This is a genomic window from Petropleomorpha daqingensis, from assembly GCF_013408985.1.
Lineage (GTDB): Bacteria > Actinomycetota > Actinomycetes > Mycobacteriales > Geodermatophilaceae > Petropleomorpha > Petropleomorpha daqingensis.
The window spans coordinates 5,306,780-5,319,689 of record NZ_JACBZT010000001.1 but is presented as its reverse complement, the minus strand read 5'-3'; the positions used below and the strand labels follow the sequence as shown (position 1 = coordinate 5,319,689).

General features: G+C 72.2%; 11 protein-coding genes. 7 read left to right on the top strand and 4 right to left on the bottom strand.

Annotated features, from left to right (window positions below):
* Positions 1 to 20 precede the first annotated feature (20 nt).
* Together GGQ55_RS26125 and GGQ55_RS26120 are read left to right on the top strand one after the other, a co-directional pair.
* A complete protein-coding gene (locus GGQ55_RS26125; protein WP_179721916.1) occupies positions 21 to 1,481 on the top strand; it encodes an amino acid permease in 1,461 nt (486 codons plus the stop codon).
* The gene (locus tag GGQ55_RS26120) at positions 1,478 to 2,362 is read left to right on the top strand and encodes a universal stress protein (protein WP_179721914.1); all 885 of its coding nucleotides are present in this window, start codon (positions 1,478 to 1,480) and stop codon (positions 2,360 to 2,362) included. Before GGQ55_RS26125 ends, GGQ55_RS26120 begins: the two co-directional genes overlap by 4 nt.
* Positions 2,363 to 2,378: 16 nt before the next feature.
* Here GGQ55_RS26120 and GGQ55_RS26115 read toward each other — a convergent pair whose 3' ends face one another.
* Positions 2,379 to 2,984, bottom strand: coding sequence for a TetR/AcrR family transcriptional regulator (locus GGQ55_RS26115; RefSeq protein ID WP_179721911.1), 606 nt, complete (start codon positions 2,982 to 2,984; stop codon positions 2,379 to 2,381).
* Between the two features lie 238 nt (positions 2,985 to 3,222).
* A complete protein-coding gene (locus GGQ55_RS26110) occupies positions 3,223 to 4,296 on the bottom strand; it encodes a maleylacetate reductase (protein WP_179721908.1) in 1,074 nt (357 codons plus the stop codon).
* Between the two features lie 462 nt (positions 4,297 to 4,758).
* On the opposite strand from GGQ55_RS26110, the gene GGQ55_RS26105 reads away from it, so the two are divergent.
* From GGQ55_RS26105 to GGQ55_RS26085, 5 genes are all read left to right on the top strand, one after another.
* A complete protein-coding gene (locus GGQ55_RS26105; protein ID WP_179721906.1) occupies positions 4,759 to 6,006 on the top strand; it encodes an acyl-CoA dehydrogenase family protein in 1,248 nt (415 codons plus the stop codon).
* 35 nt (positions 6,007 to 6,041) lie between these two features.
* Positions 6,042 to 6,776, top strand: coding sequence for an SDR family NAD(P)-dependent oxidoreductase (locus GGQ55_RS26100; protein ID WP_179721903.1), 735 nt, complete (start codon positions 6,042 to 6,044; stop codon positions 6,774 to 6,776).
* 56 nt (positions 6,777 to 6,832) lie between these two features.
* Entirely contained in the window at positions 6,833 to 7,843 is a 1,011-nt protein-coding gene (locus tag GGQ55_RS26095) for an AraC-like ligand-binding domain-containing protein (RefSeq protein WP_179721900.1), read from the top strand.
* A 73-nt stretch (positions 7,844 to 7,916) separates the two neighbouring features.
* Complete coding sequence (locus GGQ55_RS26090) at positions 7,917 to 8,867, top strand: helix-turn-helix domain-containing protein (protein ID WP_179721898.1); 951 nt, start codon at positions 7,917 to 7,919, stop codon at positions 8,865 to 8,867.
* A gap of 65 nt (positions 8,868 to 8,932) precedes the next feature.
* Positions 8,933 to 10,168 carry an acyl-CoA dehydrogenase family protein gene (locus GGQ55_RS26085; RefSeq protein WP_179721895.1) on the top strand — a complete coding sequence of 412 codons (1,236 nt, stop codon included), beginning with the start codon at positions 8,933 to 8,935 and terminating at the stop codon, positions 10,166 to 10,168.
* A 9-nt stretch (positions 10,169 to 10,177) separates the two neighbouring features.
* On the opposite strand, the gene GGQ55_RS26080 is transcribed toward GGQ55_RS26085, so the two are convergent.
* Entirely contained in the window at positions 10,178 to 11,263 is a 1,086-nt protein-coding gene (locus GGQ55_RS26080; RefSeq protein ID WP_179721892.1) for a DNA polymerase domain-containing protein, read from the bottom strand.
* Between the two features lie 19 nt (positions 11,264 to 11,282).
* Positions 11,283 to 12,851, bottom strand: coding sequence for an alpha/beta hydrolase (locus GGQ55_RS26075; protein WP_179721889.1), 1,569 nt, complete (start codon positions 12,849 to 12,851; stop codon positions 11,283 to 11,285).
* Between the last annotated feature and the right edge of the window lie 59 nt (positions 12,852 to 12,910).

The following is a 12,910-nucleotide window of genomic DNA, read 5'->3' as shown; positions in this document are numbered from 1 at the left end:
GCCGACCCGGGAGGCGCCGCATGGTCGCACCAGCTCAACGCAAGCCAGGCATCTTCGGGATCCGGAACGTCCAGGATCTGACGACCGAGACCCACGAGTCCGGCCACGAGCTCAAACGCTCGGTCGGCGCCCTCCAGCTGACCGCGATGGGCGTCGGCGCGATCATCGGCACCGGGATCTTCGTCGTGATCGGCCAGGGCGCCGGGATCGCCGGACCGGCGGTGATCCTCTCCTTCGTCCTCGCCGCGCTCGCCTGCTCCTTCTCCGCGCTCTCGTACGCGGAGCTGGCCTCGTCGATCCCGGTCTCGGGCAGCGCCTACACGTACTCGTACGCCACGATGGGCGAGCTCGTCGCCTGGATCATCGGCTGGGACCTGATCCTCGAGTACGGGGTGTCCGTCGCCGCGGTCGCCGTGGGCTGGGGCGGCAACGTCAACGCCTTCCTCAGCGCCGCGTTCGGGTACACGCTGCCCGACGCGATCTCCACGTCACCCTCGGACGGCGGGGTGTTCAACCTGCCCGCCGTCTTCATCGTGCTGGCGATCACCTTCCTGCTGGTGCGCGGGACCCGCGAGAGCGCCGGCGCCAACCTGGTCATGGTCATCGTCAAGCTGGCCGTGCTGACGTTCTTCATCATCATCGCGCTGGTCAACTTCAGCTCGAACAACCTGACCCCGTTCATGCCGAACGGCTTCCACTCGGTCACCGCGGCAGCCGCGGTCATCTTCTTCGCCTACATCGGGTTCGACGCGGTGTCGACCGGGAGCGAGGAGGCCCGGAACCCGGCCAAGGACCTGCCGTGGGCCGTGATCGGGTCGCTGCTGATCTGCACGGTGTTCTACATCCTGACCGCCGTCGGTGCTCTCGGCATCGCGACGCCGTCGCAGATGGAGGGCAGCGACGCACCGCTGGCCACGGCGCTCGATGAGGGCGCCGGCATCTCGTGGGCGGCCTGGATCCTCGCGCTCGGCGCGCTGATCGCGATCACCAGCGTCGTGCTGGTGATCTTCTACGGGCAGACCCGCATCTTCTTCGCGATGTCCCGCGACGGGCTGCTCCCGGAGCGGCTGGCCGACGTGCACCCGCGCTTCGGCACCCCGGCCAAGCTGACCGTCGGGCTGGGCATCCTGATCGCGCTGCTCGCCGCCTTCGTGCCCCTGGGCGAGATCGTGAAGCTGGTCAACATCGGCACGCTGTTCGCGTTCGTGCTGGTCAACATCGGTGTGATCGTCCTCCGGCGCACCCGGCCCGACATGCCACGGCCGTACCGGGTTCCCTTCTCCCCGGTGTTCCCTCTGCTCGGCGTGGCGGCCGCGATCTACCTGATGACCGACCTCCCGCTCGCCACGTGGATCCGGTTCGTCATCTGGCTGGCGGTCGGGTTGGTCATCTACGCGCTGTACGGCTACCGGCACTCGCGCCTGCGCCACGACCTCGGGCCGGCGCCGGTCGAGCCGGCGGACCCGCCCGAACGGCCATGAGCGCGCCCGAGCCCGTGGGCCCCGTCGTCACCGGGTTCGACGGGAGCCCGTCGGCAGAGGACGCGCTCGTCCTGGCCCGGGCCTGGGCACGGGTGCTCGGCACCGGGCTGGTCGTCGCCACGGTGCACCCGTCGCCGGCGCCGATCAGCTCCGGGCGGGTCGACGCGGAGTGGGTGGCCGACCGGCACCACGAGGCGGAGAAGGTCCTCGAGGGCGCGCACGGCCTGCTCGCCGCCGTCGACGCCGTCGACTACCGCGTCGTCGCCTCGTCGTCGGCCGCCCACGGCCTGCACGACCTCGCCGAGGAGCTGGGCGCGTCGGTGATCGTGGTCGGTTCCAGCAGCGCGGCCGCGGAGCGCCGGCTCTTCGCCGGGAGCACCGCGGACCGGCTGCTGGCGGGCAGCCAGGCGCCGGTGGGGGTCGCGCCCGCGGGGTTCCGCGACCGCAACATCAGCGTGCTGGAGCGCATCGGTGTCGCCTTCGTCGACACCCCGGACGGGCACGCGGCGCTGGACCTCGCGGTGCGGCTTGCCGTGCGCGTGAGCGCGACCCTCACCCTCTACTCGGTGCTGGCCGGTGAGGCCGAGCTGGTCATGCCGGTGATCGGCCGGGACGCCGAGCACGCCTTCGCCGCGACCGCGCAGGACAGGTTCCAGCGTGCGCTCGACCTGGCCCTCGCCGGCATCCCGGCCGGCGTGCCGGCGGGCGCCCGGATCCTCACCGGCAACGTCGTCGACGTCCTCGCCGAGCTCGACGAGGTCGACGTGCTGTTCTGCGGGTCCCGGGGGTACGGCCCGGCTCGGCGGGTGCTGCTCGGGGGCGTCTCGTCGCGCCTGGTCCGTCGGGCTCGCAGCCCGATCGTGGTGGTGCCTCGGGGTTAGGCCGGTCGGGGCGAGGTCAATCCGTGGCGAGACCGTGCCGGAGGATCCCCACCACCTGGGCGGCGAGTACGTCGTCCACGAACGGGCCGGCCGGTGAGGCCTGCTGCATGCCGATGCCGCGCAGCAGCCCCAGCAGCACGACGGCGACCGCCTCGGGATCGGCCTCCGCGCGGATCGAGCCGTCGGCAGCCCCGTCGCGGACCGACTCGGCCAACGCCGCCCGGAACGCGTCGTCGCGCTCGGCGAACAGCGGACCCAGGACGGGCTCGCCGGCCACCGACTCGGCCCACAGCAGCAGGAAGGCGCCGGTCGTGGGCCGGCGGTCGCGCAGGTTGCCCAGGTAGGCCACGACCAGAGCGCCGAGCCGGTCCAGCCCGGTCCCCGGCACGTCGGGCACGTCGAAGCGCTGCGCATCGCGCACCACGGCCTCGAGCAACCGTTCCCGGTTGCCGAAGTGCGCGTGCACGATGCCGCGGCTGTACCCGGCCTCGCGACCGACCTCCCCGAGCGTGACGGCGCGCGAGCCCCGCTCGGCGATGAGCCGCGTCGCCGCGTCCAGGACGCGCCGCTCGGTCTCGGAGCGCCGTTCCTCCTGGGTCCTGCGCGGTTGCTTCGTCGGCACCGGCGCAGTCTCTCAGTCCGGTGCACTTGTTTGCACGCAAACAAGTAAGTATCGTCGAGGTGCACCACTCGACGGAGGGAAGAGCCATGACCGAGTCGCACCGACGACGTCCACCCGTCCGCGTACCTCCCGAGGGTCCGGGGACGCCGCCGTTCCGCTGGCCGCTGCACCGGCCCCGCCGGCGACCCGCTCCCGAGGCCCGACTGCGGCTGCACTCGACGGGCGGCAGGCACCGCGGTCAGTGAGCGACGATCGGCGCCGACCCCCTCCAGGCGTCGTGCAGGAGTGCCGCGATGCCGTTCCGGGTGACCGGCCGGGGGTTGGCATACGGGTCGGCGGCGGCGAGGTCGGCGATCCGGTCGATGTCGGCCTCGGCCATCCCCAGCTCGGCCAGTGACCGGGGAGCGCCGAGCCGGCCGGCGAGCTCCCACAGCGCACGGGCCGGGTCGTCGGTCCCGCCGAGCGCACGGGAGAGGGCGGCGACGGCGTCGGGCGCCGCGGGAGCGTTGTAGGCCAGCGCGTGCGGCAGGACGACGGTGTGCGTCTGGGCGTGCGGCAGGTCGAGCGTGCCGCCGAGGGTGTGGCACAGCTTGTGGTGCAGCGACATCGTCGTGGCACCGAGGACGGCGCCGCACAGCCACGCGCCGTACTGGGCCTCGGCGCGCGCGTCGAGGTCGCTCCCGTCGGCCACGACGGCGGGGAGGGCGGCGGCCAGTGACCGAGCCCCGTCCTCGGCCATCAGCGAGACGATCGGCGAGGCGTCCGGGGCGTACAGGCCCTCGACGGCGTGCGCGATCGCGTTCATGCCGCTGGTGGCCGACAACCCGGCCGGCAGCGTCAGGGTCAGCTCGGGGTCGTAGAGGACGCTGACCGGCAGCACCCGCGGATCGCGGCCGGTGCGCTTCGCCCCGCCCTCGGTCAGCCCCCACACCGGGGTCATCTCCGAGCCGGCGTAGGTGGTCGGGACGGCGATCACCGGCAGCCCGTGCTCGAGGGCGATCGCCTTGCCCAGCCCGACCGCCGAGCCGCCGCCCACGGCCACGCACCCGTCGGCGCCGAGCTCCCGGGCCAGGTCGCGGGCGCGCGTCGCGACCTCGATCGGCACGTGCATGCGCGCCTCCGGGAGCACGCCGGCCGCCCGCTCGCCGAGAGCGTCCGCGACCTGCCTGCCGGTGTCCTCCTGTTCCGGCGAGCAGAGCATGAGCACGCGGGTCAGGCCCAGGCCGACGACCTCGTCGGGCAGCCGCTCCAGCGAGCCTTGGCCGAAGCGCACCCGCATCGGCAGCGCGCTGTAGGAGAACTCGCGGGTCACGGGGCGACGACCGCCGCCTGGCGCCCCTCGCTGACCAGCTCTCCTGAGCGCTTGCTGCGACCCACCGGCCACCCCTTCGGTTCGTGCTGGGCCTTCCTGCTCGATGAGAGGAAGGGTTCACATGATGGTGGCGCAGATGCCGTCGGAGGGCGCCGGTCAGGTCTCGCAGGGCACTGAATCCGTCGGGTCGGCTCAGGACTTCCCGCGCCGGGAATCGGCGGACCGCGGTGCGGGGGGAGCAACGCGGCGCCAGGTGCTGCTGGACGCCTGTCGTGCCCACCAGCGGTGAGCGTGCACGCACGTCCACGTCGCCGTGCGCGAATCTCCACGTCAGAGCCCTAGCCGTCGGCACACCATGCCGTGACGGCGGACGTCGGCACCGGCGCCTTCTTCGCCGACCACGACCGTCGTCGTCCCCAGGCGTCGAGCGCCTCGCGGAGAACGGGAAAGGCCTGATGCAGGATGCCGCTCGCTTCCACTCCCACCGCGCGTCAGGCGGAGTTGCGCACGAAGGCGCGGCGCTTCGCCGAGGACGTGCTGCGCGACGTCACGGCGAGTGCGGAACAGCTGTCCACTCCTGCTGAGCGGTTCGCCGCGACGAAGCCGGCGTACGAGCGGCTGGTCTCCGACGGCTTCCTCCGGGCGTGCATCCGGGAGACCGCCGGCGGCGACAGGTCGTGCCTCACCGACGTGGCCCTCCTCGCCGAGGAACTGTTCTGCGGCAGTCCCGGCGTCGCTCTCACGCTGGTCGGGACCGTGCTCGGCCTGCAGCCGGTGGTCGTCGGGGGAACCCGGGAGCAGCAGTCGCGACTGCTGGCACCGTTCCTCACCGGGCACGGCGCACCGCTCGCGGGGTTCTGCTCCTCCGAGCCCGGCGGCAGCGCGAACGCCGGGTCGCCACCTCCCGGGGAGGGTGTGCGCACCGCCGCCCGCGTCGACGGCGACGACTGGATCATCGACGGGCGCAAGAGATGGGTCTCGTCGGCCACCGGCTGGGACGGCGGCGGTGCGGACCTGTTGTGCGTCGTCGCGCGCACCGGCCCTGCGGTTGCGCCAGGAGAAGGGGTGTCGGTCCTCGCCGTCGAGGGACCGGTCGACGGTCTGGTCCTCGAGGGCGTCATCGATTCACCCGGGTTCCGGGCGCACTTCCTGCCTGACTTCTCCTTGCGGGCCGTGCGGACCTCCCGCCGGAACCTGATCGGCCGGGAGGGGGCAGGCCTCCGCCTGGTGGCCGAGTCCTTCGCCGATGCGTCCGCCCTTGTCGGTGTCATGGGGGTCGCCCTCATGCGGGCGGCGTTCGACCACGCCCTGCAGTTCGCGAAGTCCGAGCGGCGTGGCGGCGCCGTGCCGATCATCGACCATCAGGCGGTCGGGTACGAGCTCGTGCACGCCAAGGTGCGCATGGAGGCGTGCCGCTCCCTCACCTGGCGCGCCTGCCGGGGCATCGACGAGGGAAGCGGTGCGGCCGCCGAGCTCGCGAACTGCGCGAAGATCTTCGTTTCCGAGACCGCCGTCAGCGTCATCACCGACCTCACCCGGGTGGTCGGCGTCGAGAGCTACGACCTGTCCAACCCGCTCAACGGACTTCTGCAGGACGCCCTCGCCCTCCCGGTCTTCGGCGGGGGAAACCTCGGCGTGCGACGACGTGCCCTGCACGCCCTGATCCAGAGCGCGGAGTACGACCCGCTCACCTCGTCCGACGTCAGCTGAGCGGCCCACACCAACTCCACGAGAGAGGAAGCACGATGACCAAGACCGCGATCGTGACGGGCGCCTCGAGCGGCCTGGGCTTCGCCGTCACCGAGGCGTACCTGAAGCTCGGGTACAACGTCGTCGGCAACGCCCGCACCCGGGCCAGGCTGGAGGAGGCCGCGGCCGCCCTCGGCAACCCCGAGAACTTCCTCCCCGTCGAGGGCGACATCAGCCGGCCCGAGACCGCCACGACGTTGTTCGCTCGGGCGGTCGAGCAGTTCGGCAGGGTCGACATCCTGATCGCCAACGCGGGCATCTTCATGGCCAAGCCGGTCGTCGCGTTCACCGTCGACGACGTCGAGGCCATGCTCGGCACCAACGTCAAGGGATTCGTCTACCCGGCCCAGGAAGCCGCCCGGCACATGACGGCGAACGGGTCCGGCCACATCCTCGCCATCACCGCGTGCATCGCACTGCAGCCCAACGTGAAGATGCCGTGCTTCATGACCGCCGTCACCAAGGGTGCGCTGGACCACGCGGTCAGGGCTCTGGCCTTGGAGCTCGCCGGGTCGGGGGTCCACGTGAACGCGGTCGCTCCGGGCGTCATCGACACCCCGCTCCTGCCGCGCGGTGAGGAGAACTGGGCGTTCTTCCGGACGCTCGCCCCGAACGGGAAGACCGGCGTGCCCCAGGACGTCGTCGACGCCGTCCTGTACCTCACCGGCTCGGACTACGTGACCGGTGCCGTGCTGGCCGTCGACGGAGGCTCCACCACCGGCGTCTGGTGACGGACGGCCGCGTGCGCGGGATAGTACGGCGGCATCGAGCGCGGGTGAGGTGAGCGATGGAGCTGACCTGGTCGACCGAGGGGCTGGCGCCCGAGGACCAGTTCGCCTACTGGGCCGACGTCGTCTGCGAGGCGTGCGCTCCGCTGGCGCCGGTGCGCACCCGGCAGCACCTCACCCGGAGCCGTTGGGGTGAGGGCCTGACCGGCTGGGTACGGGCCGAACGGCTGGCGGACTCGACCCCGACCGAGGTCGTCTCGTGCACCCAGCGGCTGACCCACGGGCCGGCCGAGGTCCGGCGCGGCCGCGACGAGCAGATCTTCGTGAACCTGCAGCTGGACGGAACCGGTCGCGGCGAGCAGGACGGACGCAGGTGCGTGGTGCCGCCCGGTTCGTTCGCGGTGTTCGACACGACGCGGCCCTACGTGCTCGAGTTCGACGAATCGCCCGACGGCTCCCCGTGGCGCGTCCTTTCCTTCAAGATCCCGCGGGACCAGATGCTGGCGCTGATCCCGCAGCCGGCCCTGCGCACCGCGCGCACCATCGATGCCCGGACCGGCGCCGGCGCCGTCGCGGCGGACATGATGACGAGCGTGTGGCGCTCGCGCGCGCAGCTGAGTGCCGCCTCACGTCTCGCCCTCGACCACGCCTGCACCGAGGTGATCGCCACCGCGCTCGGGGCCTTCGAGAAGGAGGGTGGGGACCGCAGCTCCGTCGACGACGCGTTGCGGGCGTCCATCGCCCGCTTCGTGCACGAACGGCTGCCGCACGGGCAGGTGCTCGCCGTCGAAGCGGCCCGGCACGTGGGCATCTCCGTCCGCAAGCTCCACCAGCTGTACGACGGACACGAGACCACGTTCGGCGCCACCGTCCGCGACCTGCGCCTCCAGCGGGCGGCCCGTTCGCTGGAGACGGGAGGTCCGCAGGTCACCGTGACGGACGTGGCGAACCGCTGGGGCTTCTGCGACGCCTCGCACTTCACCCGGGCGTTCAAGGCCAGGTACGGGATCAGCCCGACGGCCTACCGTGAGTCCTCCAGCGCCACCGTTCCCCCGGCGCCGGCGCGTTGACCGGACGTCGCGCACCGGCGACCCTGTGCCCAGACGGCGGCCGGACGACCGGACCAGGGCGCGGAGGCGGAGCATGGCGGTGTGGGACGTGGCCAGCCGCCCGCCGCAGGAGCAGTTCGGGTACTGGCGAGAGGTCATCTGCGAGGCGTTCGTGCCCCTCACGCCGTCCCGGATCGGCGATGCCGACGACTTCCGCAGCCGGGTGGAGACGCGCCCGCTGGCGCACCTCGTCCGGGCGCGGATCACCTCGCAGCCACAGCGGACCTCGCACGGCAAGGGTGAGGTCGCGCGGACCGACGGCGCCTACCTCTTCGTGAACCTGCAGACGGCCGGGACCTGCGCAGTGGAGCAGGGCGGGCGCCACGCCGTGGTCCGGCCGGGCCAGTTCACCGTCGTCGACACGGCCGAGCCGTACGGGTTCCAGTTCGACCTGCCGTGGCGGATGGTGTCCTACCGCATCCCGCACTCTCTGCTCGGGGGCCGGCTGGACGGCATCCGCGGGCTGACCGCCCGGGCCATCGACGCCCGCGGAGCCGGTGGAGTCGTCGCCGCAGTGATGTCCTCCCTGTGGGGGCTCGACAACGGCCTCGGTGCGCCGGACGCGGAACTGGCCCTGGTGTCGGCGCTGGGCGCTGTCGCGGGGGAGCGGGCCGGCGCCGGAACCGACCGGCGGGCGATCCTGCGCACGGAGATCGAACGCGTGGTGGACGCCGATCTGTCCGATCCGGCGCTCTGCGTCGCGACCGTCAGCCGGCGAATCGGCATCTCGCCACGCACATTGCACACCGCGGTGAGCTCCGGCGGGGAGACCTTCGCGGCGATGGTGCGGCGCCGGCGCCTGGAGCGTGCCGCGGTCCTCCTCGTCGACGCCGGACCTGGGCTGACGGTCACCGACATCGCGGCGTCGGTCGGGTTCGACGGCCCCTCCTCGTTCAGCCGCGCCTTCCGGCGGCAGTTCGGCCGCTCACCGACCGACCTCCGGCGCGCTGCTGCGCGAGGTGGACGAGAAGTGCGCGCGAACTGAACAGACATCCGCCGCTTCCCCGGCGAGGCTCTGCGTCGATCCAGGACCGATGGCGGAGGTGCCCGATGGCCGTGTCGTTCTCGCTGTCACCGCAGCAGGAGCAGCTCAAGCAGGTGGCCCGGCAGTTCGCCGAGGCCCATCTCCGCGATCTGGCCGAAGCGGTGCGGCACGAAGCCGACCCCGCCCGCCGAGCGGACCTCGCCCGGCCGGCCTTCGAGAAGGCCGTCGAGGCCGGTTTCCTCAAGGGACTGATCCCCGTGCCCTTCGGCGGGGCAGCCGGCAGCGGCGTCGACGCGGCCATCCTGATCGAGGAGTGGGCGTCCTACAGCCCGGATTTCGTGATCTCGATGGCCGGTCCGCTGATCGCGCTCGTGCCCGTCTACCAGGTGGGCACGCCGGAGCAGATCCGGCAGTTCGTCGCCCCGTTCCTGGCCGACGGCGGAGCCCCGGTGGCGGCCATGGCCTACTCCGAGCCCGGCGGCAGCGCGAACTTCGCGGCCCCGCCGCCGGCGGAGGGCGTACGGACCACCGCCGTCCCGGACGGCGACGAGTACGTCATCAACGGTCGCAAGGCCTGGGCCTCGCACCTGCCCGGCTGGGACGGGGACGGTCCCGACGTCATGACGATCGTGTGCCGCGCGCCCGGCGGCGTGTCGCTGGTGGTCGCGGAGCGCGAGCACCTGGCCGGGCACATCGAGATCGAGCACCTCTACGACCTGCCGGCTCTCCGGGGCTGCCTCACGGCGCGGATCGGCCTGGTCGACGTCCGTGTCCCGAAGGCCAATCTGCTCGGTCGGGAAGGCCAAGGCGTCGAGCTGACGCGCAACGCCTTCGTCGGCAGCGGTGCCTCGATCGGGACCTTCTCGGTGGCCGCGATGCGCCAGGCCTTCGACGTCGCCTACCGTTTCGCGCTCACCGAGCACCGTGGCGGTGCGGTCCCGATCATCGAGCACCAGGCGGTCGCGGACGTCCTGGCCGATGCCAAGGCGCGGATCGAGGCGACCCGGCTGCTGTCCTGGCGCGCTCTGGATGCGGCACTGTCCGGGGACCCCCAGGCGCTCGAGTGGGCGCTGCACGCGAAGGTCTTCGGGTCCGAGACCGCGGTCGAGGTGATCAACGACCTGGTCGGCGTGGTCGGGGTCTCGGCCTACGACGACGACTTCCCGCTCAAGCGCTACCTCGACGAGGCGCTGGCCTATCCCATCATCGAGGGTTCCAACATCGGCGTCCGCCGCCGCCAGATGCAGGCCCTGCTGACCAGCAGCGGTTACGACCCGCTCGCGGCGTCCGGGATGAGCTGAGGACGGGCGTCAGGTGGTGACGGGGTTGCCGTCGTCGTCCCAGTTGCCGGCGACCTTCTTCGACGGCTGCACCCGGGGCGGCTCACCCGGCATCTTCGGGTAGTCCGGGGGATAGGGCAGGTCGCCCAGGCCCTCGTCCTTGGCCTGGCGCTCGCGCAGCTCCAGCAGCGGCGTGATGTCGAAGGCGTGGTCGGCCAGGCTGGCGTGCTTGTCGCCGACCTCGGCGAACCGCTTGGGCATGCTCAGCACGTCGAAGTCGAACGGCGAGACGTCGCCCAGCTCGTCCCAGTCGAGCGGGGCGGACACCGGCGCGTGCGGCTTCGGGCGGATCGAGTAGGCCGAGGCGATCGTGCGGTCACGGGCCATCTGGTTGTAGTCGATGAAGATCTTCTCGCCGCGCTCCTCCTTCCACCACGACATGGTCACGCGGTCGGGCAGCCGGCGTTCCAGCTCGCGGCCGAACGCGATCACCGCCCCGCGCACCTCCTGGAAGGTCCACCGCGGCTGGATCGGCACGTAGATGTGCACCCCGCGCCCGCCCGAGGTCTTCGGCCAGCCCTCCATGCCGAACTCGTGCAGGAGTTCGCGCACGTGCGGGGCGACCCAGACGGCGTCGGCGAAGTCGGTGCCCGGCTGCGGGTCGAGGTCGATGCGGATCTGGTTGGGCGACTCGACGTCGGCCTTGGACACCGGCCACGGGTGGAAGGTGAGCGTGCCGAGGTTGGCGCACCAGGCGACGACGGCGACCGAGTCGGGCGCGACCTCGTCCGCCGTCCGCCCGCTCGGGAAAGTGATGTGCGCGGTCTGCACCCACTCGGGGGCGTTCTTCGGCACCCGCTTCTGGTAGAACGCGTCGCCGGTGTTGTCCACCCGCGTCGAGATGCGCGCGCCCTCGAAGACCCCGCCCGGCCAGCGCTCCAGCGTCGTCGGGCGATCCTTCAGCGCGAACAGGATGCCGGGGCCGACCGAGATGAAGTACTCGACGACGTCGATCTTGCGGATCCCGCGCTCGGCGAAGTAGGGCTTCTCCGGGTTGGAGACGCGCACCTCGTGCCCGTCGACCTCCAGGACGACGGCGTCCTTGCTCGCGGCCATGGGGCTCCTCGTCTCGGCGCTACCCCGAGGCCGGGCAGGTCAGCCCGTCCTGCGGCACCGTGAGGTCGATCAGGTACGCGTCGACCGCGGTGGTCACGCACGGCGTCTTCGGGTAGCTCGTGTGCCCCTGACCCTGCCATGTGAGCAGGACGCCGGAGTCCAGATCCTTCGCCATGTCCACCGCACCGGGCAACGGCGTCACCGGATCGCCGGAATTGCCGACGACCAGGATCGGCGCCGCGCCCGCCGCGTCGCGCTCCGGCAGCGGCGTCCGGTCGGCTTTCCACGCCGAGCAGGTGTAGAGGCTCACCGCCGACCCGGCGCCGAACAGCGGGTACTTCTGGCTCCAGTCCTGGGCCAGTGACGTCACCTTGCTCTTGGTCACGTCCTCGCGGGTGCTCTGGTCGGCGCAGTTGATCGCGATGTTGGCGTCGAACAGGTTCGAGTAGGTGCCGTCGTCCAGCCGGCCGGAGTAGCTGTCGGCGAGGGCGAAGACGCCCTGCGAGTCGCCCTTCTGCGCGGCGGCCAGCGCCTGCGCCAGCTGCGCCCAGGAGTCCTGGTCGTAGAGCGCCGCCTGGACCGCGGTCATGACGACGCCGGCCGTCGCCGTGCGGGTCTCGCCCTGCTTGGCGCTGGGGATCGGCGTCGTCCCGGCCTGGGTGAGCAGGTCGTAGACGAACTGCCGCGGGTTGGCGCCCAGCGGGCAGCCGGAGACCAGGCCGACGCAGTTCTGCGCGAACGCGTCGAAGCCGGACTCGAACCCCTGCGCGCTGGCCTCGGCGTCGGCGACCGGGTCCTTGTCGGGATCCACCGCGCCGTCGAGCACCGCCGCCCGCACGTTCTTCGGGAACAGCTCGGCGTAGGTCGAGCCGAGCGTCGTGCCGTAGGAGTAGCCGAGGTAGGTCAGCTGCTGGTCGCCCAGCGCCTCGCGGATGCGGTCCATGTCGCGGGCGGTGTCGACGGTGTCGAAGCTGCCCAGCGCCTCGCCGTACTTGTCGGCGCAGCCCTTGGCCACCTGGTCGGCGAGGGAGAAGGCGTCGTCGAGCTGGGCGTCGGTGGTCGGCCGCGGCTCGGCGGCGATCAGCTTGTCCTTGAGGTCGGCCGGGATGCACTCGATCGGCGTCGACAGCCCGACCCCGCGCGGGTCGAAGCCGACCAGGTCGAAGCGGTTGAGCACGTCCTCGGGCATGGTCAGCGCCAGGCCGATCGCGGCGTCGGCACCCGAGCCGCCGGGACCCCCCGGGTTGATGACCAGCGAGCCGATCCGGTTCGTCTGGTTCGCGGACTTCACCCGCACCAGGAACAGCGGCAGCGTGGCGCCGTCGGGCTCCTTGTAGCTGATCGGCACCTCGGTGCGCCCGCACTCGAAGCTGAGCGGTCGGTCGGCCCCGGCCTGCCCGGCGATCAGCGGCTTGATCTGCTCGTTGCAGTCGCTCCACTTGATCGGCGCGGCCTTCTCGGTCGGCTTGGCCGAGCTGCTGGCGGCCGCCGTCCCCGAGGCGGTCATCGAGTCGGTGAACGACTGGCAGCCGGTGAGGACCAGCAGCAGGCCGACCAGGGCGACGAGCAGGGTGGAGCGAGAACGCATGATCACGAGCGTATGGGCCGCCCGCCACCGCCGCAGAAAGCGGACGGCCCGGGTCACCC